Genomic DNA, 23705 nt, shown 5'->3' on the forward strand with positions numbered 1-23705 from the left:
TGCTTTTATAATAAAAAAAATTAAGCTTAATTATTTTTTAATTTCAAAACTTCAGAAGTATGTTTTCTCATTTCTGCTAAAAGTTCTGGCTTATCGTTTAAAGTCTGACCGTAAGAAGGAATCATATTTTTCATTTTTGCTTCCCATTCCGGTGTTTTAATCTGATTTGTAAAACATCTGCCAATTAAATCAATCATAATTGAAACAGCAGTTGATGCTCCTGGAGAAGCTCCTAGTAAAACCGCTAAAGTTCCGTCATGTGTATTAATTACTTCTGTTCCAAACTCTAAAACCCCACCTTCTTTTTCATCTTTTTTGATCACCTGAACACGTTGTCCTGCTTTCTCTAATTTCCAATCTTTTGAACGCGCTGACGGCAAATATTCGCGTAAAGCAGCCATTCTGTCTTTTGGTTTTTGACGAACCTGCTCAATTAAATATTTAGTTAATGGAATATTATGAAATCCCGCTGATAACATCGGAATCAAATTATTCGCTTTTATCGATAATGGTAAATCTAGATAAGAACCATTTTTTAAGAAACGAGTTGAAAACCCTGCGAATGGTCCAAAAAGCAATGCTTTTTCACCATCAATTACACGGGTATCAATGTGCGGAACAGACATTGGAGGTGCTCCAACACTAGCTTTTCCGTACACTTTTGCTGCATGTTTAGCTATAACTTCCGGATTTGTACATTTTAACCACTGTCCGCTTACCGGAAAACCGCCGTAACCATTTCCTTCAGGTACATTTGCTTTTTCTAATAATGGCAATGAACCACCACCGGCCCCAATAAATACAAACTTGGTATAAGCTTTTCTAACTTTACCAGTATCTAAATCTGTGATTTTAATACGCCATGATTTGTCCTCGCGTTGTTTTAATTTCTTTACCTCGTGATTAAAATATAACGATACACCATCCAATTTTTCTAAATAATTGAACATACTTCTGGTTAAAGCCCCGAAATTTACATCGGTACCAATTTCCATATGAGTTGCAGCTAATTTATCGCCGGCTTCTCTTCCTTCCATTACAAGTGGCATCCATTTTTTTAGTTGCTCAAAATCTGTACTGAATTCCATTTGAGAAAAAATAGGATTGCTTTGCAAAGCTTCAAAACGTTTTTTAAGATATTTAACGTTTTTATCTCCCCAGACAAAACTCATATGAGGAACACTTTTAATAAAATTATCAGGAGACGGTACTTTATTCTGTTGTACTAAATAGGACCAAAATTGACGAGAAACCTCGAATGATTCTGCAATACTTATCGCTTTTTTAGGATCAATACTTCCGTCTGCCTTCTCTGGGGTGTAATTTAATTCACAAAAAGCAGAGTGTCCTGTGCCGGCATTATTCCAGGCATCTGAGCTTTCCGCTGCAGCAACATCAAGTCTTTCGTAAATTTCAATTTTAATATCAGGTTGCAATTCTTTCAAAATTACTCCAAGAGTGGCACTCATAATTCCAGCTCCAATGAGTACTACTTCACTATTTGAACGTATTGTTTCGTCAGGCATAACAGTATTTAATTTAAAATGCAAAGGTACTTTTTATAATTGCAAAAAAAAACTAATTTTCTATGATAAAAGTTATGTTTTTCTAAAAAAGAAAATGAAATGCAAGTAATAAAAGTGCTTTTAAAATCTTTTAGAAGATAAATAATCCTGAAGCATAATTGTGGCCGAAATTTCGTCAATCAATCCTTTATTTTGACGCTGTTTTTTACTCAAACCACTATCAATCATGGTTTGAAATGCCATTTTTGAAGTAAAACGTTCATCTACGCGAACGACTTTCATGTCTGGGAAAATATTCGAAAAATGCGTCACAAAACCTTTCACGATAGAAGCACTTTCAGAAGGCTGGCCGTTCATTTGTTTGGGTTCGCCAATTAACACCGCTTCTACTTTTTCTTTGGCAAAATAATCTTTAAGAAAATCAATCAACGTGTTTGTGGGAATTGTTGTTAAACCAGAAGCAATAATTTGCATTTCATCGGTAACAGCAATTCCGGTACGTTTTTGTCCGTAGTCTATAGAGAGAATTCTTGGCATTTCTTAATTTTTGACAAAGATAACTATTTTAATTTTCCAATTTTAAGCAACAACAGAAACGTAACTTTTGAAAAAATGAATTCCGCATTATTCCCTGAATAAATATTTTAAACATTAATCCATAAGACATAAAAAAATATCTATCAAATTAAAAACAAAAAGTTACATATATAACATTTTCAAAAGGTTTTACTTTTCTGCTTTTCCACAAATAAGTTATCTTTGCCAAAAATTAAAACTTATGAATTCTTTACAGACTATAATTGAACAAGCTTGGGAAAACAGAGCTTTATTACAAGAAACTACTACAACTGATGCCATTAGAGAAGTTATCGAATTGGTCGATGCAGGAAAATTACGTTGTGCCGAACCAGTTGGAGACAAGTGGCAGGTAAACGAATGGGTTAAGAAAGCCGTTGTAATGTATTTCCCAATTCAAAAAATGGAAACATGGGAGTCAGGTATTTTTGAATATCACGATAAAATGTTGCTAAAAAGAAATTATGCTGAAAAAGGAATTCGTGTAGTACCAAACGCTGTTGCACGTTACGGAGCTTATATTTCAAGCGGTGTTATTTTGATGCCAAGTTATGTAAATATTGGTGCTTATGTTGACGAAGGTACTATGGTAGACACTTGGGCAACTGTTGGTAGTTGTGCTCAAATTGGTAAAAATGTTCACTTAAGCGGTGGAGTTGGAATTGGTGGAGTTTTAGAGCCATTACAAGCCGCTCCGGTTATCATTGAAGATGGCGCTTTTATTGGTTCTCGTTGTATTGTTGTAGAGGGTGTTCACGTTGGTAAAGAGGCTGTTCTTGGTGCTAACGTTTGTTTAACTGCTTCAACAAAAATTATCGATGTTACTGGCGATGAACCTGTTGAAATGAAAGGTTTTGTTCCTGCACGTTCTGTTGTAATTCCGGGAAGTTATACTAAAAAATTCGCTGCTGGTGAATTCCAGGTTCCATGTGCCTTGATTATTGGTACTCGTAAACCATCCACAGATTTAAAAACGTCATTAAACAATGCGCTTCGTGAATACGATGTTGCAGTATAAATTTTAAATTCCAATTATCTTAAAATCCAAATTCCAATCATTATCAATTGGAATTTGGATTTTTTTTATTTGAAATTTCTTTTTCCTATTTGGAGATTTTCTTTTGAAGTTTTAAAAGCTTAGCATATTTCATATAAGAGAAAAAACTTTGAATCATAGCGATTGATAGGCCATCGATACCATTAAAGATTCCTTTCTTAAAAAAGTAACAGCGAATGAAAGCTACCGTTCCGTTTAAAACTGGTTTAAAAGCATTTATTCTTTTTCCCTGATCGTATAATTGTTGGGCATGCCAGCCGGAATATTGATTCTTCTTTGCAATTATCTGATCCAAAGATTCCCAACCGTAGTGTAATATATGTACAGCTACTTTTTTTTCATTTTGAGTAATTATCTTTTGATGTACAATTGAATCTGAAGGTCTTGCAGTTTGTTTATTAAAAAAACGAACTTTATGATCCGGGTACCATCCTGAGAAATCAATAAGTTTATCAGTCAGAAAGTTTTTTACCCTAAAACTAAAAGCGTCATGATTCCCTTCAAGATATTTTTTGTTCAGTATAAATTGTTCTGCATCTGCATCCAGAAACTCATCAGCATCCAGATTCAAAATCCAGTTATTCTTGCAATATGGTAATCCATGTGTGCGCTGGGGTCCATCTCCAAGAAAAGCTTGTTCAATAACAATGGCTCCTTTTTCTTTTGCAATTTCAACTGTACGGTCCTTGCTGAATGAATCTACAATAATTACTTCATCACAAACTTTTAATAAAGCATCAATGCATTTTCCTATATTTTTTTCTTCATTGAAAGTAATAACCAGACCACTAATTTCCATTGCAAATTTTAATTTATTAGCTACAAAAATATAACTTTTTTAATTTAGTTTGCTCTTATTCTGCTTATACGATTGCGCACTTCATAAAATAGTTTGTAATTTAGCCCTCAAATTGAATTGTAAATAAATGAGAATATTAGTCATTCAGCAAAAGAGAATTGGAGACGTATTAACCAGTACCATAATTTGTAATAACTTAAAAACAAAGTTTCCTGATTCAGTGATAGATTATATGTGCTATCCTAACTCTATTGATGTATTAAAAGAAAACCCAAATATTGATACTATAATTCCTTTAACCAATAAGGTACGAAAATCAATCCCTTCTTTATTTAAATTTATTTTTGAGATTCGAAGCAAAAAATACAATGCTGTTATTGACGTCTACTCGAAATTGGAGACTAATCTGATCACCTTATTTTCAGGCGCAAAATATAAAGTTTCGTATCACAAATGGTATACTAAAATATTCTACAATTATACTTATGAGCGTTTTGATGCAATTGAATCAGAGCACGGTCTGGCGATTGAGAATAGATTATTACTTTTAAAACCATTCATTTCAGAAAAAATTACAGATGTAAAACCAAAAATATTCTTAAAAGAATCTGAAATTAATGAAGCCAAAAACCTTCTTAAAAGCTATAATATAGATAGTAAAAAACCATTAATTATGTTTGGAATTCTAGGTAGTGAAGTTTATAAAACATATCCACTAGAAGGAATGGCAAAAATTATTGATTTTACTGTAGCTAAAACTAATGCTACAATACTATTTAATTATATCCCTGACCAAAAAGAACAAGCTCTTGAAGTTTATAATTATTGTACCGAAGAAACAAAAAAACACATTGTTTTTGATTTGTACTGTACAGAATTAAGACCTTTTTTAGCGTTGCTTTCTCAATGTGAAATGTTGATTGGAAATGAAGGCGGGGCCGTAAATATGGCCAAAGCACTTGATATTCCGACTTTTTCAATATTTACACCTTCTGTTAGAAAAGAAACCTGGCAATTATTTGAAAACGAGGCCAAAAACGCTTCAATTCACTTAAAAGATTTAAAACCTGAAATATACGAACAACATACAGAGCAATACATAAAAGAACATACTTTTGAATACTACAATGAGTATCCTTTAGCTCTAATGCTCGAAAAATTAGAGACTTATTTTCAAGAATATAAAAATTGAAAAAAGTAAAAACCATACAATGAGTGCCAGCGAAAAGCAAAAGTTATCCGTTTTAATTATTACGCTTAACGAGGAGCTTCATATCAAATCACTACTTAATGACATCGATTTTGCTGATGAGATAATTGTAATAGATTCTTATAGTACTGATCGGACGGTTAACATCATTGAATCATTTGAAAATATAAAAGTGATTCAAAACCATTTTGTTAATTATACAGCACAGCGTAATTTTGCTATTGATCAGGCACAAAATTCATGGATTCTATTTATTGACGCTGATGAAAGATTATCGCCGAATCTAAAATCTGAAATTGTATCTACGATAAATAAAAAAAATGCTGCCAGCGCTTATTTGATTTACAGAACTTTTATGTTTAAAAACAAAAAACTGCATTTTAGCGGATGGCAAACAGATAAAATTTTCAGACTTTTTAATAAAACAAATTGTAGATACGATCAAAATAGAATGGTACACGAGAAGTTGGTAGTTAATGGATCTATTGCAACGTTAAAAAACAAAATCATTCACTTCTCGTACACTTCTTATGAGGATTACAAAGCAAAAATGTACCGTTATGGAGTTTTAAAAGCGGTTGAAAAACAAAAAAAAGGACAGAAATCATCTTATTTACTAATGATTTTCCATCCTGTTTATACTTTTTTATATCAATTTTTAATTCGGTTTGGCTTTTTAGACGGCTCAAAAGGAATTACGATATGCTATCTAAATGCTTATAGTATCTTTATTCGATACAGAGAACTTAACCGTCTTACTTCTTCCAGAATTTAAGTTTCTTTTTTAAGCGCTTTTTTCTGTAAAATTGTTCCTGAAAATCAGCGGTATACTTCCATAATGTATCAAAAATTTTTTGCTCTGTTTCCGGATATAATTTTGCATATTCATTGCTCATCACGGCAACCATTTCTTTTATTGGAGTTAAACGACGCAGATTTTTCATACGCTGCTCAAAAGTTAATGATGAATGAAATTCCATTCGGTTTAAATCAACCAAAAAGAAATCATAACTTCCATCATTATTCTTTTTGATTAAAGTATTTCCAGGAGAATGATCTATAAATTCAATTCCTTTTTCGTGAAGTTCAAAACTAAATCTGGTAAATTGTCTCAGTATATTATCATGATCCGGATAATCCGGAATTTCTACAAGCTCTCTGTAAGTCAAATCAGTTACCAAGTGCTCACTTGCATAATAACTATCTCTTAAACCAACAAAATTAAAGTTCTCTAAAAATGCAATTGGCTGAGGAGTTCCAATACCCTTTTCTAGTAAAATTGTAGCATATTCATACGAACGTCTTGCCTTTGATTTTCTAAAATAACGATAAGCTATTTTATTAACCAGATTTGGAATTTTAAATGATTTAATATTTATTTTTTTCCCGTCCAGATCAAACAATTTTATGATATTGCGATCTCCGTTTCCAAACAACTCGCCGGAAGTATTAAAATCTTTAATAAAAGCCAAAATATCTCTGGAGCTCTTTATTACTGGTGAAAATTTAAATTTTGAGATCATTAAATATACTATTATTTATCTTTGATATTATTTCATTATTCATTTTGAAAGGGCAACAACTTTAAGCTCCTGCCACGAAAACCAAACCTCATTTAGAGTTAAAAAAACTTTATGCTGTTTTTTTCTTTAGTAAGAATTTCAGCCACTGTCCGAAATTCTTAAAGTAAATCTTTAATTTAGAGACATTTAATCTTTTTTCATTTTCAATAACCTCTTTTATTTGAGATATATTTTTAGTTGAAAAAAATGCTAATTTCTTCCATCTTTTAGGTTGTAAATAATAAAAATCCTTATAGTCTTTATAATTATTTTCATTCACAACAAGCCATTTGTCCAAAAAACCTTTGTCTACATCTACATTGTGCCCCCAATTCTCAAACTTAAAACGTAGATCTTCTTCTGTTCTCGACAACGATTCATGTAAAACAATGTTGTTTGTATAGATTTGACGTCCCTTAATTCTTCGTCCGTTTTTATAATTAGGGTAATTTGTAGCAAAAATTGCTTTTAAAGGTTTATCTACATATAAAATACCTTTTTCCGTATATTTATAAAGCATGACCCAAAATGCGCAAATCTGTATTGGATTTTTTTCCGGGTTAATAAGATAAGAATCGTATTTCCTTAGGTCTGAAACGAACTTTTTAAAATCAACAAAATATTCATCGCAGTCCACCTGAATAATCCAATTTCCTGTTCCCATTTTTTCAGCAAGCATTTTTCTCTCTCTAATTTCGCATTGCATTGTAGTTAAAGTCGGAACATAAAAATCATCCTCATAAACAACTACTTTTTTATCGATATCAAAAATTCTAATCCACTCAAAAAAAGATTCGTCAATACTAAAAGCACCACCATTCCATGTGTTTCTATTTTTATCAATGGCTATGAAAACTGCATCCGCATCATTATACACTGTTGGCAGTGAGGTTTTTAACAATTCATAATCATATGAAACGAGATAGCCAACCTGAATTTTTCCTATCATTGAAGCTTTTATAAAATTTGTTGCAATTTAGTAATTAATATCTATTTTTACCCCATGAAAAAGCAATATGACTATTTAATTATCGGCTCAGGACTCTTTGGATGTGTCTTCGCACATGAGGCTACAAAGGCAGGAAAAAAATGTCTTGTAATTGATAAAAGAGAACATTCAGGAGGGAATATATATTGCGAAAATATTGAAGGAATAAACGTTCATAAATATGGAGCTCATATATTTCATACCAGCGATAAAGGACTTTGGGACTATGTAAATCAATTCGTTGAATTTAATAATTTCACGAATTCCCCAATGGCACTGGCAAAAGGAAAATTATATAATCTCCCTTTTAATATGAATACTTTTTATCAGCTTTGGGGGACAAAAACACCACAGGAAGCCAAAGCAAAAATTGATGAACAAGTAGCACTCTATGGTGTGGCAAAACCAAAAAATCTCGAAGAACAAGCTTTAAGCCTGGTTGGAAAAGATATTTATGATTATTTTATTAAAGAATATACCGAAAAACAATGGGGAAGAAAAGCTACAGAACTTCCTGCGTTTATTATAAAAAGACTTCCTGTTCGATTCACATTTGATAATAATTATTTTAATGATACTTATCAGGGAATTCCTATTGGTGGATATAATAAACTAATCGATGGTTTATTAAAAGGAATTGAAGTGGTAACAAACACCGATTACTTTTCTGACAGAGCGCAATTTAATGACATTGCTGATAAAATAGTTTACACTGGAAAAATTGATGAATACTTTGATTATAAACTAGGCGTTCTTGAATATCGATCGCTTCGTTTTGAAAATGAAATTTTAGATACAGACAATTTTCAGGGCAATGCTGTCGTTAATTATAATGATGCCACTTATGATTTTACCAGAATAATCGAACACAAGCATTTTGAATTTGGCAAACAAGATAAAACGGTTATCACTAAAGAATACCCACAAGAATGGAATCCATCTAATGAAGCATTTTATCCTATAAATGATGCGAAAAATCAAGGATTATACGAAGAATATAAAAAGTTATCTTTAAAGGAAGAAAATGTAATTTTTGGAGGACGATTATCAGAATACAAGTATTATGACATGCATCAGGTAATTGCTATGGCCTTAACAAGATCTAAAAAAGAACTAAATAATGATTAAAATTTTCGTAGTCACTCATAAAGAAAATCCTTTGTTATCTAACGAAGTGCTTGTTCCTATTCAGGTGGGAACAAATGAATCGATTACGTCAACTATATTAAGAGATAATACACTAGATAATATAGCTGTAAAAAATGGAAATTACTGTGAATTAACTGCTGCATACTGGATTTGGAAAAACGTAAAAGATGCTGATTATGTTGGCATTTGTCACTATAGACGTTATTTAAATTTTTATAATAATTGGTACAATTTAAAACCATCAGCTCAGAAAAAAATTAAAACTGAAGATTTTAAAAACACCAAACTATATAATGTTTCTTCAGATAAATTAGAAAAAAAAATAAAATCAATCCTTTCAGAATATGATGTAATTCTTTGTAGACCATACAAATTCAAAACTTCTACTTTAACCAAAAATTATTGTGATGACCATCGATGTGAAGATTGGGATCTGACAAAGAAAATAATTTTAGAAAAATACCCTGAATATAAGGATAACATTGTGAAGTTTTTAGATGAAGGAACTACTTTTCATATTGGAAATATGATGATTACATCAAAAGAAAAATTTGATGCCTATTATAGTTGGTTATTTTCTATTCTTTTTGAACTTGAATCCCAAATTAAAATCCCTGAAGATGCATACCAGGCAAGAATTTTTGGCTTTATTTCAGAAAGGTTAATCAATTTGTATATGTATCATAACAAATTCAAAATCAAAGGAGTTCCATCATACAAAATAATAGATTTATAGAAAATTGCAATATTGATATATAATTGGCTTTCAAAAATGAACTGGTTTTAGGTTTGTTTACCAACCAGAAAGATTATTTTTGCACTAATTTATATTCTATTACAATGAACGAAGAAATTTTAAAAGCATACGAAGTCATCAAGGAAGGTGGAATTATCCTTTATCCTACTGATACAGTTTGGGGAATTGGCTGTGATGCAACGAACCCAGACGCTGTTGCTAAAATCTACAAATTGAAACAACGCGCCGAAACACAAAGTATGATTGTTTTGATGAACGGGGAAAAAATGATGTATAACGTTTTTAAAAACATCCCTGAAGTTGCGTGGCAAATTTTAGATCTATCTGAAAAGCCTACAACCTTAATATTAGATGAACCACGAAATGTGGCGCCAAATATCATTGCAGCAGATAATTCTCTTGGAATTCGTTTAGTAAAAGAACCTTTTTGCTTTAAATTATTAGAGCGAATGAAAAAGCCTTTAGTATCAACTTCAGCTAATATTTCAGGACAACCAACCCCTATTGCTTTCAAAGATATCAATCCGGAAATTATCAAAGGAGTAGATTATGTAGTGAATTTATATCATGATAAAGTCGCCGGAAAACCCTCAACAATTATCAAATTGACAAAAGATTCGCAGGTAAAAGTGATACGTAAATAATTTTAGATTGTAGAAGATAGATTTTAGATTAAAAACTCTGAACCTTTGTCGCTTTGAATCTTTGAACCTTGCTCTAAATAGTCTTCAAACTCTCAATCAACCAATCAATATCCTCTTTGGTATTATAATGACTAAATGAAATTCGGAGATTTGGTAATTTTAAATCACTCTCCGAAAGCATTTCTTTTAATACATGAGAAGGTTTTATACTCCCGGATTGGCAAGCACTTCCTCTTGAAACTGCAATTCCCTTCATATCCAGACTAAACAATAACATCGATGTTTTATCTGAAGAAAAAGGCAAAATAATATTTATAATATTGTAAAAATCTTCTTTTTTTCCATTGATTCTAAAGTCTGGAAAATGAATTTCAAGTTGCTCAATCAGGTACATTTTTAAGTCGGAAATGAATTTTCTTTCTGAATTTAAATTCTCATATGAAACAGATAAAGCTTTCGCCATTCCGGCAATTTGATGTACCGCTTCGGTTCCGGCACGCAGGCCTTTTTCCTGTTCTCCACCAAAAAGCAAAGGTTGCAAACCTGAGTTTTTGCGTACAAAAGCAAAACCAATTCCTTTTGGTCCGTGAAATTTATGTGCACTTGCCACTATAAAATCAACTGAAATTTTTTGCAAATCGATCTCTGTTTTACCCACAGACTGAACCGTATCTGAGTGAAATAAGACATTATATTGTTTACAGATTACACCAACCCTATCCAAATCTAAAATGGTTCCGGTCTCATTATTGACATGCATCAAACTCACAATCGTCTTTTTTTCTTCAGACAATAAATTAGATAAATGTGTCAAATCGACCGATCCGTCTGGATTAATTTTTACATAATCAATCTGAATACCATAATCCGACTGTAAAGCCAAAGTGGTATACAAAACAGCATGATGCTCGATTTTAGAAGTAATAATACGCTCTACTTTCAAATCTTCAACGGCCGAACGAAGTATCCAATTGTCTGCTTCTGTACCACCCGAAGTAAAAATAATTTCCTGGGCAGAACAATTTAAATGTTTGGCGATACTTTTTCTGGAAAGTTCTAAAATAGTCTTACCATTGCGTCCAAAACTATGCGTAGAAGAGGGATTACCAAAATCTTCCATCATAACTTTGGTCATTTCCTGAATAACTTCAGGGCGTATAGCAGTTGTAGAGGCGTTATCGAGATATACTTTTTTCATTGCTGCAAAGTTATGAAATATCAATTGTCTATTCTTAAATATCATTTGCCAAATTTTTCACTATTTTTGACCCAAATAAAATTACGATGAAAAAATATGTAAGCCTTTTATTATTTGCGCTTTTATTAAACGGTTGTGATGACGGTGATTTAACCGTTGAAACAATAGATTTTGATGAAGTTACTTCTACAAGCTGTGACCCTCTAACTAATACTTTAATTTACAAGTTAAAACCTCAGGAATCTTTGTTATTGAACATGCCTGCAAATGAAATTTTAAATGAGCCAACCGTAGTGGGTGGTGATACATTAACTTATATAATTGACAACAATAAGTATCGCGTTGTTTATAGAGCTTATGACGGTACAGTGGCGAATGAAAACATTTGTGGGGCTATACCCCCAAAAACACCAAATGTTACAGAAGAATGGTTTGCATCAGGAGGAACAATTCAAATTGTTACCAAACAAGTCGATAAAACTCCGGCACCGGCTGATGGGCATACAGAAATTGTAGGCTATAACCATAGTATTGTTTTTAAAAATATCACGTTTGAAAAACCTTCAGGACCACAAGTTGAGAAAGAATATATTTTTGGAGATTATCTAACTTCAGTTGATCCTGTAGTAGTAAGTTTTCTAGAACCTGGCAATGCAAAATATTGCTCAGATTTCAAGAAAGTGTACAATAATAACACTTCAAATTCTTTAGTGATTGAAAATTTTGATTCAGCTAATTTATTTAAAAATGAAGATACACTTCCTGGACAAGCAAGAACAGGTTTGATTAATTCGACTGCAACTACAAATAATCTGTATTATAGAACCTATACTACTAATCTCCCAACGCCAACGCAAGGTTACTATTGTCAGGAAAAAACACCAACATCTCCTATTGTAAAAGACACTTGGGTTGGTGTAGCAGGTGTTACAAATGTAAGTGGTATTATCGAAGTTACTACAACAAGTGTAAATAAGGTTTTTACACATAAGGTTGTCCTCAAAAACGTAACACTTCAAAAAGATAATAGCTCTTTTAAATTGGCAACAGAATTTCTTTTAGGAGATGTCACTGTAATTGCGCCTTAAACTAAAACTGTTTCAAATCTAAATTTAGCTTTTAAATTCTTACAAAAAAAACATCCAATTTTCAAACTGATTACACTTTAAATCAGTCAGAAAATGGATGTTTTTTTTATGCTCCAAAGCGAGTTGTTTTAAACTCAAAATACGAGATTATTTATTGTTTTGCCTAAAATAAACTTCGGTTGCTCCTAAGCCATATTTTTGATAATTGGCATCCTGAAAGTCTATTCCGTCGTAACGGCCTAATAAAAAATCAAGTTCTGCTTTTAAAATTCCTTCGCCAACACCGTGAATAAAAACAATTTTTGGAATGCGGTTTCTGATCGCAAACTCGATATGCCTTTTTGCTGTTTCGGTCTGCAAAGTCAGGATATCATAATTTGACATTCCGCGTTTATTTGGAACTAATTTTTCGATGTGCAAATCAAATTCCGGGGCTGAAATTTCGCGCTTATCCTTCTTTTCTTTCACAAAACTCCTTGCTTTTGGCTCCTCTTTCTCTTTTGAAACAGCTTCTAAATCTATTCTTTTAATAGAATTCATTAAATTACTGGAATCCTGAATCTTAATCAATTCATTGACAAAAAATGTCATCATAAACCCGTCCTCAGTTTCAATCAAAACCTCCTTGTATTTCACTGAAACCACTATTCCGTTTATGGCTTCATCTAACACTGAAACCTTATCTCCTTTAGTCAACATCGTTCTCCTCTTTATCTTGGTTTTTACTCGGTGTTTTTGCACTCAACTGCATCATTCCAAACATGAAAACTGCAATCGCAATTACCATGATATAAATATTTTTTTCTGCTGAAACCTGTTCGTATAACGCAACCGAAATCGCAAGAATCATTATTATAATTTTTAAAGCTTTCATAATTTTAAATCGTAAGACTCCAAAAGTATGAAACTTTAAAATAGTAGTTTCAAACTCCTGAATTGTTATTCCTATTTTTTTTGTAAAATTGTAAAAAATAATCGCTGTGAATTTAGAGAAATATATGTTGCCTTGCCTATTCAAAACACTCTTCGGAATTGAGTGTTTGGGGTGTGGTTTTCAGCGTGCCTTATTCTTACTTTTTAAAGGTGATTTTTTTGGTGCTTTTATGATGTATCCCGCGGTATATACTACCCTGTTATTTTTAGGAATCGGCACATTATATTTTTTTGATAAATCTAAAAATCATCAAAAACCATTTTTAATTTCTGCTTTCGTAAATGTCATTTTTATGCTTGGCGGATATTATTTCAAACATTTTTACCTTTAATTTTTGTAAGAATTATTTTTTAATCTGATTCAAAATATCATTCATCATTTCGATTTGAACTTTTTGAATTTCGATTAATTCTTGTTGCTGATGCATAATCAAATGGTCAATTTTATCATGAATCATTCTGATCTCTAATTCTGATTTCAGGTTGATCATATAATCTTTTTTAGCACGGTTTCGGTCTTTTTCTTCCTGACGATTCTGACTCATCATAATTACCGGAGCTTGCAAAGCCGCGATACAGGATAAAATTAAATTCAGCAAAATAAACGGATACGGATCAAACCCCTTATTTATCAAAATGTACACGTTCGAACTAATCCAAACGACTATAAAAGCTAAAAACGAAATGATAAAAGTCCAGCTTCCGCCAAAATCAGCAACCTGATCTGCTACTCTCTGACCAAAACTCCTAGTTTCTTCTTCATCTTCAACAAGGCTTACTATAGATTTATCTTCTTTCAAAGAAGTTATAACGCTTTTTTCAAGATCAGAAAGAGCTCCCATTTCTGCAGACAAATAATTCGAAATGTACTTTTGACGGTAAACATTTAATTCCTGAACTCCAATACAATCAGTGTCACAGAAAGACGGATGCTCTTTTACAATGAGCCCCAGAATAGGGTTATGTATCGATTTTCCGTAAATTTTTTCGCTTTCCGGAAATTCAAGATCAGAAATAGCACTTTTAAAAGTCGAATTGTTTTTCATTTTTATAAATTTTACTGGCTAATTTAAGCATTTAACTTCTTAAGAATGATATAAATTATAGGTTTCCAAAATTCCTTTAATTATCACAAATCGAATTCTCAGAACAAAATTTCTTTAGGCATTTCGTGCTTTTATTTACAAAAAACACCTTACTTTTAGCGTTTCAAATTTATCCATTCAATTTTTACAATTGTGCCAAGAAATCTCATCATACAAAATATAAAAGCTTTAAAAAGCCATTCAAATATTAACTACGGAATCAAAACTAAAACAGAAGATTTTACCGAAAAGCTTTTCTATACCCTTTTTGATTCAAATGCACCTTTAGATCAAAGTATTGACGAACTAGAAATACGATTTAAAGAAATTGCAGTTATGGCCTGCAAGAAACCAGAAAACTTATGCGAATCTATTTGGGATCGCTTTCTGGAAAAATTACCCGGAGTTTTGGAAAAATTAAATCAGGATGCCGAATATATTTTAGAAAATGATCCCGCATCAAACAGTATCGACGAAGTTTACTTAGGTTATCCCGGTTTTTATGCCATTGCTATTTACAGATTAAGCCACGAATTATACCTTCTTGATTTGTTATTATTTTCCAGATTAATGAGCGAATATGCACATCGAATTACCGGAACGGATATACACGCAGGCGCCAAAATTGCTTCTCCATTTTTTATCGATCATGCAACCGGAATTGTTATTGGCGAAACAACTGTTATCGAAAAAAACGTAAAAATTTATCAGGGTGTTACGCTTGGTGCTTTGAGTGTGAGTAAAGAAATGAAAAATGCAAAACGCCATCCAACCGTAGAAAAAAATGTTTGCATTTATGCCAATGCAACAATTTTGGGAGGAGAAACGACTATTGGTAAAAATAGTATCGTTGGAGGAAATGCCTGGATTACCAAATCTATTCCTTCAGATTCAATCGTTTTAAATACCACTACAACTGAAGTTAAAATAAAAGAAAAAAAATAAAATGGGTCCACAAAAATTGCTAAACCTAATTGGAAATACTCCATTAATGGAAACTGTCAATTTGGTTAAAAATAAAAACGTAAAACTTTTACTAAAACTTGAAGGAAATAATCCCGGTGGAAGTGTAAAAGACAGAGCGGCATATAACATGATTGCATCAGCCCTGGAAAGAGGCGATATTAAAAAAGGTGATAAATTAATTGAAGCTACAAGCGGTAATACCGGAATAGCCCTTGCCATGATTGCTCAATTGTTTCAAATAGAAATTGAATTGGTATTACCGGAAGATTCTACAAAAGAAAGAACTCAAACCATGCGTGCATATGGCGCTACAGTGATTTTAACGCCTGCTAGCGAAGGAATTATTGGTTCACGTGACTATGCTGACAAAAAAGTCGCAGAAGGCGGTTATTTGATGTTAAATCAGTTTGCGAATGATGACAACTGGAAAGCGCATTACAAAACTACTGGTCCCGAAATCTGGAATGATACTGAAGGAACCGTAACGCACTTTGTTTCGGCCATGGGAACAACCGGAACAATCATTGGAACTTCGACTTATTTGAAAGAAAAAAATCCGGCAATTCAAATCATAGGTGCACAACCAAGCGATGGATCTCAAATTCCCGGAATCCGTAAATGGCCTGAGGAGTATTTACCAAAAATCTTTGACGCCTCAAAAGTGGATACCGTTGTAGACGTTAGCGAAGAAGAAGCCAGAGCAATGACCAAAAGATTAGCACTTGAAGAAGGCGTTTTTGCCGGAATGAGCAGCGGAGGTTCCGTTGCCGTAGCCTTAAAAATAGCCGAACAATTAGAATCAGGCGTTATTGTAGCGGTTATCTGCGATCGAGGCGACAGATATCTTTCTTCGGATTTGTTCGATTAAAAAAAGACACTAAGGTTCTGAGTTGCTAAGGTTCTAAGTTTTTACTTTGGAGAAATCTTAGAATCTTAAAACCTTAGCATTCAAAAAATAAAAAAAACTTAGCACCTCAGAACCTTAGCAACTTAGAACCTCAAAGAAAATGAACTACAGAAAACTAGGAAAAACAAATTTTAATATATCAGAAATCTCACTTGGCACCTGGCAAGTGGGAGGAAAATGGGGATCTGCTTTTGATAATAAAACAGCAGACGAACTCTTGAATACTGCCATTGATAGTGGCGTAAACTTTATTGATACTGCCGATGTCTACGAAAACGGCTTAAGCGAAACTGCAGTTGGAAGAGTTGTTCGTTCCAGATCAGAAAGAATTTATGTGGCTACAAAATGCGGGCGACATATTAACCCGCACGCTAGTGAAGGCTATCAACCAAAAGTACTTCAGAAATTTGTTGAAGACAGTTTGAAAAGAATGAATTTAGAAACACTGGATTTGATTCAGCTGCACTGCCCTCCTACTGAAGTTTATTACCGACCTGAGATTTTTGAACTATTTGATCGCTTAAAAGATCAGGGGAAAATTTTAAATCTTGGTGTAAGTGTAGAAAAAGTTGAAGAGGCATTAAAAGCAATTGAATATTCGAATGTAACAACAGTACAGATTATTTTTAATTTGTTTCGCCAACGCCCTTCGCAATTGTTTTTCTCTGAAGCCAGAAAAAAAGATATTGGTATAATTGCCAGAGTTCCATTAGCAAGCGGACTTTTAACCGGTAAATTTGATTCAAAAACTATTTTCGAACCACAAGACCACCGTAACTTTAATCGTAATGGAGGTGCTTTTGATAAGGGTGAGACTTTTTCCGGAATTGATTACAATTTAGGATTAGAAGCTGTTGAAAAACTAAAAGCACTATTTCCTGAAGCAACCAATCTTGCTCCTATCGCCTTACAATGGATTTTGAGTTTTGAAGATATTAGCTGTATTATTCCGGGTGCTTCAAATGCAAATCATGTAATGTCAAATCTATCGGTTTATGATTTACCTCAATTAACTCCCGAAAAAATTTCGGCAATGAATGACATTTACGAAGAATATATAAAACCTTCAGTACATCATTTATGGTAATTTTTTAGAGTTGCTAAGGTTCTAAGGTTCTGAGTTACTAAGGTTAGATTTTAGATTCAAGGCTCAAGGTCAAAAAAAAAAAACTTAGCCCCGAAGCTTCGTGATAGCATCTCTTTTAACGCAACCATTTTTGAATTTTGGCATCTGATAATAAAACTAACTATAAATTCACTAACCATGAAAAAACTATGTTTTATATTATTTGCCATTTGTCTGACCTTGGTTTCTTGCAGCAACGATGATGATTCCGCCAGAAATAAGGAGCAACAAAACTTAGATAAAATGTATCAGGAGATTGTTGCAGTTTCTTTAGTTAATTCTAAGCCTTGCACAAATGCTACAGAATGGGATTTTACTGCTATTGGCTCTAAATCTTGCGGCGGGGCAATCGGATATATTGCCTTTTCTAAGACAATAGATAAAACCGTATTTCTTGCTAAAGTAAAAGCTTATACCGACGCACAGGCTGCATTTAATATTAAATGGAACATAATGTCAACTTGTGATATTGTATTACCTCCAAGTAGTGTAGATTGTGTTGACGGAAAACCAAAACTCATTTACCTCACCTTATTTAAGGAATAATTCAAATACGGAAACCTGAATCATTTAAGGTATCAGAGACAGAAATAACATATTATCAAAACGAAACTTAGTAACTTAGCTACTTAGAAACATAGTTACTAAAAAAGAAATGCTGAAAAAATCTAAATTTAAAGAATGGTTCGATCGTTATAAATATGCCGAATTAGCGAGTACAAGTGCCGCACTTACCGCTTCTCTTTTTAGTAAAATTTACAGCGGATTAACCACAGCATATATTATTACTCTTTCGGAATATTTGGCTTTTTATAGTGTAATTTTTATTTCTTCGTATAAAAAACTGGTTCAGCAAAATAAACTACTGAACAAAGTCACGACTTCTAAAGAAATTCTTTTATTGCTGAAAAATTTAGTTTTAGAATTTGGCTATCCTGCTTTTCTGGACTTTTTGGTAATTCGCCCTTTTTGCATGTATTGGATGCCTATACTGTTTGTGAATTATTTCTTCGGAATTATTTTTGGAAAAATCTCAGCCGATTTGTGCTTTTATTTCTTTACGATTGTTAATTATGAGATAATTAAAAAAAGAAAAAACTAGATATCAAACTCAATCTTAAATTCGGCACCCCTATTTTTGCCTTCACTGATAGCGCTTAAAGTTCCTTTATTTCTTTCGATTATTTTCTTGCATAAATACAAACCAATTCCTGTCGAAGATTCATTTGCAGTCCCCAATCGGCTCATTTTGGTAAATTTTTTAAACAACTCTTCAATTTGATTTTTATTGAAACCAATTCCGTGATCTACAACACTAATCATCAATTTTGAATCTTCATTGCAAATTCTGACTTTGATTTCACTGTCAAAATAAGAAAATTTAATCGCATTACTTATTAAGTTTACGATAACCTGAATCAATAGACCTTCATCTATTTTAAGAGTAGCCGCCTCTGCTTCTAAACTCAGGCTTAATTTAATATTTTTATCAATTAAACGTTGTTCAACCTGTTCATTAATAAAAGGTAAAATAGCAGGAAATATTATTTCTCGTGGCTCCTGATTAAATTTTACAACCTGATCTTGTTCATTGAGTAGTTTTATAAAATTCTCGATATAACGAAATTGCAAATTGGTCGATTCACAAATTAAATCGGCCAAATGTTTTATGGATTCAGATGGATTTTCACTTAAAATCAATTTTGCCAAACCCTGAGGATTTCCGGCAAAATTTTTCAAATCGTGTGAAAGCATATAAATCAAATCCTGTTTTTCGTTTATAAAACTTTCCGCCTCATAGATCGACTCCTGAATATTACACATTAACAAACCTGCTTCATCTGTATATTCTGTCGGAAGGACAGAAAGCCGTCTGTTATTTCGGTATTCGTCTAATGCTTTTGATGCTTTTGAAATAGGTTTTATCAATTGATTTAATATCAAAAGTGTAATTGCAGTTGCTAATAAGGTCATTATCAGACAAAAAATCAAAATAGAAGTAGGTGAAATATTATGAGAGTAAAATAGCACAAAAAATAAAATTCCAATTAAAGGAATATGAATACCTACCAAAGCAACAAAGAGGAATTTTAACGCATAACTTTTTTTCAGAAAGCCAATTTGTGATAGATTGTGATACAAATTCATAAAAACATAACAAAACTATTGGTTAAAAAAGTAGGATCTGGGGATAATACTATAAACAAAGTTAACTTTTAAACTTAATTAAACTAATAAATTCAACAATTTGATAAAATATTTTAAAATTTAAATTTATAAAAGTTTACAAACCCTTATTTTTGCGCTATGGGAAGAAAAAATACAGACAAAGTTGTCTTTCATCAAATCCAGGTTCTTGATGCTGGAGCAAAAGGAGTATCAGTAGCTAAGGCTCCGGACGGAAAAGTAATATTTATTCCGAACGTAGTTCCGGGTGATGTAGTTGACGTACAAACTTTCAAAAAAAGAAAAGCCTACTATGAAGGCAAAGCCGTAAAATTTCACGAATTATCAGAACATCGCATTGAACCAATTTGCGATCATTTTGGAGTTTGTGGAGGATGCAAATGGCAAAATATGAAATACAGCCAACAGTTGTATTACAAACAAAATGAAGTAAAGAATCACTTGCAACGTATCGGAAAAGTTGAACTTCCTGAATTCGAAACCATTTTGGGTTCAGAAAAACAATTTTTCTATAGAAATAAAATGGAATTTTCGTTTTCTAACAGTCGTTGGTTAACGGAGAAAGAAATTGAAAGCACGGAAGATTTAGGAAACAGAAATGCTTTAGGATTTCATATTCCGAAAATGTGGGATAAAATTCTTGACATTCAAAAATGTTATTTGCAAGAGGATCCTTCAAATGCTATTAGAAATGAAATTAGAGATTTTGCTAACGAACATAATTTAGCATTCTTTAATCCAAGAGAACAATCAGGCTTATTAAGAACTTTCATGATTCGTACTGCTTCGACTGGTGAAATCATGGTTTTAATTCAGTTCTTCGAGAATGACAAGAAAAATCGTGAATTGATTTTGGATCATTTATATGAAAAATTTCCACAGATTACTTCATTGCAATATGTTGTAAATGCAAAACAGAACGATACTATTTACGATCAGAATATTAAACTATATAAGGGTAGAGATTATATCCTGGAAGAAATGGAAGGTTTAAAATTCAGCATCAATGCCAAGTCTTTTTATCAAACCAATTCTGACCAGGCTTATGAATTGTACAAAATAACACGTGATTTTGCCGGACTTACAGGTGACGAAACGGTTTACGATTTATATACAGGAACAGGAACCATCGCTCAATTTGTTTCAAAAAAAGCAAAAAAAGTAATTGGTGTAGAAAGTGTTCCTGAAGCTATTTTGGACGCTAAAGCAAATGCAGAACGCAATAATATTACAAATTGCGAGTTTTTTGTTGGAGACATGAAAGTGGTATTCAACGAAAGTTTTATTGCACAACACGGAAAACCAGATGTTATCATTACAGATCCACCAAGAGATGGTATGCACGCAGCCGTTATTGATCAAATCTTAAAAATTGCTCCTAAAAAAGTAGTTTATGTGAGTTGTAATTCAGCAACACAAGCGAGAGACCTTGCTTTAATGGACGAAAAATATAAAGTTACCCGCGTTCGACCAGTTGATATGTTTCCGCAAACGCACCATGTTGAAAATGTTGTACTTTTAGAACTTAGATAACAATTTATAAATGAAAAAAATAATTTCTCTTTTATTAGTCTTTACTTTTGGCTTATCAAGCTGTGAGAAAGATGATATTTGTGATGCAAACACACCCACGACACCACGATTAGTTATTACTTTTTATGATGCTGACAATCCAACAGTGCTTCAAAATGTTAAAAACCTAATGGTTATTGGTAAAGATGAACCTGCGGGAATTATTTTTAATAAAACTGCAACAGATACAGCAAAATATTTAGCTAACGGAAGCACAATTTCTATTCCGTTAAAAACAAATGCAGAAACGACAACCTATACTTTTGTTTTAGATTCACAAAATGATAATCCTGCTGCAATAAATACAGATGAGATTACATTTAACTATACGCATCAGGATCTATATGTTTCCAGAGCTTGTGGTTTTAAAACTATTTTTGAACTAAGCCCTTTCTCAAACACTCCTCCAATAACAAGACCTTTTGTGCAAACAGATACAGATGGTAACGGACTTTGGATGCAGGAAGTTTTTGTAATTAATCCTAAAATTGAAACCGAAAATGAAACACACATTAAAGTATTTTTTTAGTAGTTGTTTACTGTTTTCAATGGTTTTGGTTCAGGCCCAGGAAACATCAACTACAACAGCAAAAAAAGAAATCGTTCCGGTTAAACCAAAAACTGAAACTGCCAAACCAGCTCTTCAGGAAGTTAAACCAGACAGTATAAAAACAGATCGCTACGGCCTTCGCGTTGGTGTTGATTTATACAAATTGACCCGTGGTTTCTACGACAAGGACTATAAGGGAATTGAAATTGTTGGAGATTTTCGTTTAACAAAAAAGTATTATCTGGCAGCCGAACTTGGTTTTGAAGATAAAACAACTGATGATGACCGATTAAATTCTACCGCTACAGGAACGTACATAAAAGGAGGTTTTGATTACAATTTATATCAAAACTGGCTGGACATGGAAAACTTAATTACCATTGGTTTAAGAGGAGGTTTTAGTACTTTTAGTCAGGATTTAAATAGTTATAAGATTTACAATCCAAATCCGTATTGGGGAGAACAACCTTCAATTATTAAGGATCAAAAATACAACGGACTTACAGCTGGCTGGATTGAAGTGGCCATGGGACTAAAAGCGAAAGTTTTTAATAACGTTTTTGTTGGCTTTGGAGTGCAACTTAAAATGTTAGTAATGAACACAAAACCCGATGGTTTTGACAACCTTTATATTCCTGGTTTTAACAGAACTTATGATGGAAGTTTCGGAATTGGTTTTAATTATACCGTTTCGTACTTTATTCCTATTTATAAGAAAAAAACGGTTATTCCTCAAATCAAAAAAGACGCTCCAAAAAAGTAGTTTTTAGAGATAATAAAAAAGCCTCAAATTTCTAAATTTGAGGCTTTTTTTAGTTTAAATATTTTTTATGATAACTGAAATTCAACTGCAGCACTTGAATGAATCAAGACCGTATCAAAAATCGGAACAGAAAGATCTTCTGGTTTAATCACTAGCGGAATTTCGGTACAACCCAAAATAATTCCCTCAGCTCCTTTCTCTATTAATTGATTTGCAATTTCCAAATAACGTTTTTTAGTTTCCTCAGTTACAAGTCCTCTTCCTAATTCTTCAAAAATTGTAGTATGAATAAAATCTTTATCCTCCTGATTTTCCGGAATAATCGCTTCTATTCCTTTATCCTTCAATTTATCTGTAAAGAAATCAAGTTCCATTGTAAACTTGGTTCCTAACAAACCGACTTTTTTAATTTCTTGTTTCTGAATTTCAACAGCCGTTGCCGTTGCAATATGAATAAACGGCAAACCAATTGCTTCTTCAAGTCGGTCAGCAATAAGATGCATGGTATTGGCACATAAAACGATTGCTTCTGCCCCGCCCGATTTTAAGAATTCACAACCTTTTAAAAGCATTTTAAAAGTTGAATCCCAATTATTGGTTTCGTTATTCTTTTTTATATCAGAATAATTGAACGAATAAATCAAACATTCTGAGAAGTTCAACCCTCCCATTTTTTCGTTTATTCCCTCGTTTATAAGTTTGTAATAATCTGCTGTAGAAACCCAGCTAATACCGCCTATAAGTCCAATTTTCCTCATATAAAATAGTTTACTTATCCAATTTCTCTAATTCCTTTTATAAAAATCCATTTCATGAAAAGCTTCTCGCCATCTTTTGTTTTTACCGCCTGAAATTTAGGAGCAATCAAAGTGGCCACAATAAAAGCCGTCATCGGAATCCAGATTCCGGTTAATTGTGTATAGTTTGCAATTACAAATCTTCCTGCAATAAATAAAATTGCGAAACATCCTAATTGATATAAAAAACCTCTTACTTGTAGTTTTGTCATTGTTTTCTTTTTAAAGGTTCAGAGTTGCAAAGGTTCAAAGGCACAAAGGTTTT

The 23705-nt window shown here is 32.6% G+C and carries 28 protein-coding genes; 16 read left to right on the plus strand and 12 right to left on the minus strand.

What is annotated here, in order from left to right:
- Positions 1-26: 26 nt before the first annotated feature.
- Positions 27-1526 (minus strand): malate:quinone oxidoreductase, encoded by a 1500-nt coding sequence (locus tag ASC72_RS01870; RefSeq protein WP_056185842.1) that lies wholly within the window; start codon positions 1524-1526, stop codon positions 27-29.
- 120 nt (positions 1527-1646) lie between these two features.
- On the minus strand, positions 1647-2063 hold the full coding sequence (gene ruvX, locus ASC72_RS01875) for a Holliday junction resolvase RuvX (protein ID WP_056185849.1): 417 nt from the start codon (positions 2061-2063) through the stop codon (positions 1647-1649).
- A gap of 241 nt (positions 2064-2304) precedes the next feature.
- Between ruvX and ASC72_RS01880 the strand changes: the two genes are divergently transcribed.
- Positions 2305-3120 carry a 2,3,4,5-tetrahydropyridine-2,6-dicarboxylate N-succinyltransferase gene (locus ASC72_RS01880; protein ID WP_056185853.1) on the plus strand — a complete coding sequence of 272 codons (816 nt, stop codon included), beginning with the start codon at positions 2305-2307 and terminating at the stop codon, positions 3118-3120.
- A gap of 85 nt (positions 3121-3205) precedes the next feature.
- Here the strand turns inward: ASC72_RS01880 and ASC72_RS01885 are convergent, their stop codons facing one another.
- On the minus strand, positions 3206-3958 hold the full coding sequence (locus ASC72_RS01885) for a glycosyltransferase family 2 protein (RefSeq protein ID WP_056185855.1): 753 nt from the start codon (positions 3956-3958) through the stop codon (positions 3206-3208).
- Positions 3959-4085: 127 nt separating this feature from the next.
- Here ASC72_RS01885 and ASC72_RS01890 point away from each other — a divergent pair, with 127 nt between their 5' ends.
- On the plus strand, positions 4086-5150 hold the full coding sequence (locus ASC72_RS01890) for a glycosyltransferase family 9 protein (protein WP_056185858.1): 1065 nt from the start codon (positions 4086-4088) through the stop codon (positions 5148-5150).
- Between the two features lie 19 nt (positions 5151-5169).
- Entirely contained in the window at positions 5170-5943 is a 774-nt protein-coding gene (locus tag ASC72_RS01895; RefSeq protein WP_056185861.1) for a glycosyltransferase family 2 protein, read from the plus strand.
- Here ASC72_RS01895 and ASC72_RS01900 read toward each other — a convergent pair.
- The gene (locus ASC72_RS01900; protein ID WP_056185865.1) at positions 5924-6691 is read right to left on the minus strand and encodes a hypothetical protein; all 768 of its coding nucleotides are present in this window, start codon (positions 6689-6691) and stop codon (positions 5924-5926) included. The two genes, ASC72_RS01895 and ASC72_RS01900, sit on opposite strands and share 20 nt — an antisense overlap.
- Before the next feature lie 109 nt (positions 6692-6800).
- Positions 6801-7679, minus strand: coding sequence for a hypothetical protein (locus tag ASC72_RS01905; RefSeq protein WP_082564217.1), 879 nt, complete (start codon positions 7677-7679; stop codon positions 6801-6803).
- Positions 7680-7733: 54 nt separating this feature from the next.
- Here ASC72_RS01905 and glf point away from each other — a divergent pair, with 54 nt between their 5' ends.
- The 3 genes from glf to ASC72_RS01920 all read left to right on the plus strand — a co-directional run bounded on the left by glf (position 7734) and on the right by ASC72_RS01920 (position 10268).
- Entirely contained in the window at positions 7734-8846 is a 1113-nt protein-coding gene (gene glf, locus ASC72_RS01910) for a UDP-galactopyranose mutase (protein WP_056185867.1), read from the plus strand.
- Entirely contained in the window at positions 8839-9603 is a 765-nt protein-coding gene (locus ASC72_RS01915) for a DUF4422 domain-containing protein (RefSeq protein ID WP_082564218.1), read from the plus strand. Before glf ends, ASC72_RS01915 begins: the two co-directional genes overlap by 8 nt.
- A gap of 104 nt (positions 9604-9707) precedes the next feature.
- Positions 9708-10268 carry an L-threonylcarbamoyladenylate synthase gene (locus ASC72_RS01920; protein WP_056186858.1) on the plus strand — a complete coding sequence of 187 codons (561 nt, stop codon included), beginning with the start codon at positions 9708-9710 and terminating at the stop codon, positions 10266-10268.
- 73 nt (positions 10269-10341) lie between these two features.
- Here the strand turns inward: ASC72_RS01920 and ASC72_RS01925 are convergent, their stop codons facing one another.
- Positions 10342-11466, minus strand: a complete 1125-nt coding sequence (locus ASC72_RS01925; protein WP_056185872.1) for a cysteine desulfurase family protein — start codon at positions 11464-11466, stop codon at positions 10342-10344.
- An 86-nt stretch (positions 11467-11552) separates the two neighbouring features.
- Between ASC72_RS01925 and ASC72_RS01930 the strand changes: the two genes are divergently transcribed.
- Positions 11553-12554, plus strand: coding sequence for a hypothetical protein (locus tag ASC72_RS01930; RefSeq protein WP_056185875.1), 1002 nt, complete (start codon positions 11553-11555; stop codon positions 12552-12554).
- Between the two features lie 147 nt (positions 12555-12701).
- Here ASC72_RS01930 and ASC72_RS01935 read toward each other — a convergent pair whose 3' ends face one another.
- Both ASC72_RS01935 and ASC72_RS01940 read right to left on the minus strand, forming a co-directional pair.
- Complete coding sequence (locus ASC72_RS01935; protein ID WP_056185877.1) at positions 12702-13253, minus strand: Smr/MutS family protein; 552 nt, start codon at positions 13251-13253, stop codon at positions 12702-12704.
- Entirely contained in the window at positions 13243-13428 is a 186-nt protein-coding gene (locus tag ASC72_RS01940; protein WP_056185880.1) for a hypothetical protein, read from the minus strand. The genes ASC72_RS01935 and ASC72_RS01940 overlap by 11 nt, the downstream gene beginning before the upstream one ends.
- A gap of 106 nt (positions 13429-13534) precedes the next feature.
- On the opposite strand from ASC72_RS01940, the gene ASC72_RS01945 reads away from it, so the two are divergent.
- Entirely contained in the window at positions 13535-13819 is a 285-nt protein-coding gene (locus ASC72_RS01945) for a DUF2752 domain-containing protein (protein WP_056185883.1), read from the plus strand.
- 12 nt (positions 13820-13831) lie between these two features.
- Here the strand turns inward: ASC72_RS01945 and ASC72_RS01950 are convergent, their stop codons facing one another.
- Positions 13832-14533, minus strand: a complete 702-nt coding sequence (locus tag ASC72_RS01950) for a DUF1003 domain-containing protein (RefSeq protein WP_056185885.1) — start codon at positions 14531-14533, stop codon at positions 13832-13834.
- 192 nt (positions 14534-14725) lie between these two features.
- Here ASC72_RS01950 and epsC point away from each other — a divergent pair, with 192 nt between their 5' ends.
- The 5 genes from epsC to ASC72_RS01975 all read left to right on the plus strand — a co-directional run bounded on the left by epsC (position 14726) and on the right by ASC72_RS01975 (position 18673).
- A complete protein-coding gene (gene epsC / locus ASC72_RS01955) occupies positions 14726-15517 on the plus strand; it encodes a serine O-acetyltransferase EpsC (protein WP_056185888.1) in 792 nt (263 codons plus the stop codon).
- Position 15518: 1 nt separating this feature from the next.
- A complete protein-coding gene (gene cysM, locus ASC72_RS01960; protein WP_056185892.1) occupies positions 15519-16406 on the plus strand; it encodes a cysteine synthase CysM in 888 nt (295 codons plus the stop codon).
- A 139-nt stretch (positions 16407-16545) separates the two neighbouring features.
- Complete coding sequence (locus ASC72_RS01965) at positions 16546-17532, plus strand: aldo/keto reductase (RefSeq protein WP_056185895.1); 987 nt, start codon at positions 16546-16548, stop codon at positions 17530-17532.
- A gap of 177 nt (positions 17533-17709) precedes the next feature.
- The gene (locus tag ASC72_RS01970; RefSeq protein ID WP_131725769.1) at positions 17710-18117 is read left to right on the plus strand and encodes a hypothetical protein; all 408 of its coding nucleotides are present in this window, start codon (positions 17710-17712) and stop codon (positions 18115-18117) included.
- Positions 18118-18226: 109 nt separating this feature from the next.
- On the plus strand, positions 18227-18673 hold the full coding sequence (locus tag ASC72_RS01975) for a hypothetical protein (protein ID WP_056185903.1): 447 nt from the start codon (positions 18227-18229) through the stop codon (positions 18671-18673).
- On the opposite strand, the gene ASC72_RS01980 is transcribed toward ASC72_RS01975, so the two are convergent.
- Complete coding sequence (locus tag ASC72_RS01980) at positions 18670-19545, minus strand: sensor histidine kinase KdpD (protein ID WP_241775592.1); 876 nt, start codon at positions 19543-19545, stop codon at positions 18670-18672. The genes ASC72_RS01975 and ASC72_RS01980 overlap by 4 nt on opposite strands.
- Positions 19546-19878: 333 nt before the next feature.
- On the opposite strand from ASC72_RS01980, the gene rlmD reads away from it, so the two are divergent.
- The 3 genes from rlmD to ASC72_RS01995 are packed head-to-tail and all read left to right on the plus strand — an operon-like array spanning position 19879 to position 22643.
- Positions 19879-21291: a 23S rRNA (uracil(1939)-C(5))-methyltransferase RlmD gene (rlmD, locus tag ASC72_RS01985; protein WP_056185910.1), complete on the plus strand. Its 1413-nt coding sequence runs from the start codon at positions 19879-19881 to the stop codon at positions 21289-21291.
- A 10-nt stretch (positions 21292-21301) separates the two neighbouring features.
- A complete protein-coding gene (locus ASC72_RS01990) occupies positions 21302-21859 on the plus strand; it encodes a DUF6452 family protein (protein ID WP_056185913.1) in 558 nt (185 codons plus the stop codon).
- Positions 21831-22643 carry a DUF6048 family protein gene (locus ASC72_RS01995; RefSeq protein ID WP_056185916.1) on the plus strand — a complete coding sequence of 271 codons (813 nt, stop codon included), beginning with the start codon at positions 21831-21833 and terminating at the stop codon, positions 22641-22643. Before ASC72_RS01990 ends, ASC72_RS01995 begins: the two co-directional genes overlap by 29 nt.
- A 65-nt stretch (positions 22644-22708) precedes the next feature.
- Here ASC72_RS01995 and ASC72_RS02000 read toward each other — a convergent pair whose 3' ends face one another.
- Both ASC72_RS02000 and ASC72_RS02005 read right to left on the minus strand, forming a co-directional pair.
- On the minus strand, positions 22709-23401 hold the full coding sequence (locus ASC72_RS02000; RefSeq protein ID WP_056185919.1) for an aspartate/glutamate racemase family protein: 693 nt from the start codon (positions 23399-23401) through the stop codon (positions 22709-22711).
- Between the two features lie 14 nt (positions 23402-23415).
- Positions 23416-23652 (minus strand): hypothetical protein, encoded by a 237-nt coding sequence (locus ASC72_RS02005; protein ID WP_056185923.1) that lies wholly within the window; start codon positions 23650-23652, stop codon positions 23416-23418.
- Between the last annotated feature and the right edge of the window lie 53 nt (positions 23653-23705).

Origin of the sequence: Flavobacterium sp. Root420 (assembly GCF_001427905.1) — a bacterium.
Taxonomy (GTDB): Bacteria; Bacteroidota; Bacteroidia; order Flavobacteriales; family Flavobacteriaceae; genus Flavobacterium.

What these genes read in the sequence shown, in the direction of transcription:
- ASC72_RS02000 (WP_056185919.1), bottom strand. Translation starts at nt 23,401, where the DNA reads ATGAGGAAAATTGGACTTATAGGCGGTATTAGCTGGGTTTCTACAGCA.
- ASC72_RS01920 (WP_056186858.1), top strand. Translation starts at nt 9,708, where the DNA reads ATGAACGAAGAAATTTTAAAAGCATACGAAGTCATCAAGGAAGGTGGA.
- ASC72_RS01870 (WP_056185842.1), bottom strand. Translation starts at nt 1,526, where the DNA reads ATGCCTGACGAAACAATACGTTCAAATAGTGAAGTAGTACTCATTGGA.
- ASC72_RS01970 (WP_131725769.1), top strand. Translation starts at nt 17,710, where the DNA reads ATGAAAAAACTATGTTTTATATTATTTGCCATTTGTCTGACCTTGGTT.
- ASC72_RS01905 (WP_082564217.1), bottom strand. Translation starts at nt 7,679, where the DNA reads ATGATAGGAAAAATTCAGGTTGGCTATCTCGTTTCATATGATTATGAA.
- ASC72_RS01900 (WP_056185865.1), bottom strand. Translation starts at nt 6,691, where the DNA reads ATGATCTCAAAATTTAAATTTTCACCAGTAATAAAGAGCTCCAGAGAT.
- rlmD (WP_056185910.1), top strand. Translation starts at nt 19,879, where the DNA reads ATGGGAAGAAAAAATACAGACAAAGTTGTCTTTCATCAAATCCAGGTT.
- ASC72_RS01990 (WP_056185913.1), top strand. Translation starts at nt 21,302, where the DNA reads ATGAAAAAAATAATTTCTCTTTTATTAGTCTTTACTTTTGGCTTATCA.
- glf (WP_056185867.1), top strand. Translation starts at nt 7,734, where the DNA reads ATGAAAAAGCAATATGACTATTTAATTATCGGCTCAGGACTCTTTGGA.
- ASC72_RS01880 (WP_056185853.1), top strand. Translation starts at nt 2,305, where the DNA reads ATGAATTCTTTACAGACTATAATTGAACAAGCTTGGGAAAACAGAGCT.
- ruvX (WP_056185849.1), bottom strand. Translation starts at nt 2,063, where the DNA reads ATGCCAAGAATTCTCTCTATAGACTACGGACAAAAACGTACCGGAATT.
- cysM (WP_056185892.1), top strand. Translation starts at nt 15,519, where the DNA reads ATGGGTCCACAAAAATTGCTAAACCTAATTGGAAATACTCCATTAATG.
- ASC72_RS01935 (WP_056185877.1), bottom strand. Translation starts at nt 13,253, where the DNA reads ATGTTGACTAAAGGAGATAAGGTTTCAGTGTTAGATGAAGCCATAAAC.
- ASC72_RS02005 (WP_056185923.1), bottom strand. Translation starts at nt 23,652, where the DNA reads ATGACAAAACTACAAGTAAGAGGTTTTTTATATCAATTAGGATGTTTC.
- ASC72_RS01995 (WP_056185916.1), top strand. Translation starts at nt 21,831, where the DNA reads ATGAAACACACATTAAAGTATTTTTTTAGTAGTTGTTTACTGTTTTCA.
- ASC72_RS01965 (WP_056185895.1), top strand. Translation starts at nt 16,546, where the DNA reads ATGAACTACAGAAAACTAGGAAAAACAAATTTTAATATATCAGAAATC.
- ASC72_RS01915 (WP_082564218.1), top strand. Translation starts at nt 8,839, where the DNA reads ATGATTAAAATTTTCGTAGTCACTCATAAAGAAAATCCTTTGTTATCT.
- ASC72_RS01885 (WP_056185855.1), bottom strand. Translation starts at nt 3,958, where the DNA reads ATGGAAATTAGTGGTCTGGTTATTACTTTCAATGAAGAAAAAAATATA.
- ASC72_RS01895 (WP_056185861.1), top strand. Translation starts at nt 5,170, where the DNA reads ATGAGTGCCAGCGAAAAGCAAAAGTTATCCGTTTTAATTATTACGCTT.
- ASC72_RS01980 (WP_241775592.1), bottom strand. Translation starts at nt 19,545, where the DNA reads ATGACCTTATTAGCAACTGCAATTACACTTTTGATATTAAATCAATTG.
- ASC72_RS01950 (WP_056185885.1), bottom strand. Translation starts at nt 14,533, where the DNA reads ATGAAAAACAATTCGACTTTTAAAAGTGCTATTTCTGATCTTGAATTT.
- ASC72_RS01925 (WP_056185872.1), bottom strand. Translation starts at nt 11,466, where the DNA reads ATGAAAAAAGTATATCTCGATAACGCCTCTACAACTGCTATACGCCCT.
- ASC72_RS01975 (WP_056185903.1), top strand. Translation starts at nt 18,227, where the DNA reads ATGCTGAAAAAATCTAAATTTAAAGAATGGTTCGATCGTTATAAATAT.
- ASC72_RS01890 (WP_056185858.1), top strand. Translation starts at nt 4,086, where the DNA reads ATGAGAATATTAGTCATTCAGCAAAAGAGAATTGGAGACGTATTAACC.
- ASC72_RS01940 (WP_056185880.1), bottom strand. Translation starts at nt 13,428, where the DNA reads ATGAAAGCTTTAAAAATTATAATAATGATTCTTGCGATTTCGGTTGCG.
- ASC72_RS01930 (WP_056185875.1), top strand. Translation starts at nt 11,553, where the DNA reads ATGAAAAAATATGTAAGCCTTTTATTATTTGCGCTTTTATTAAACGGT.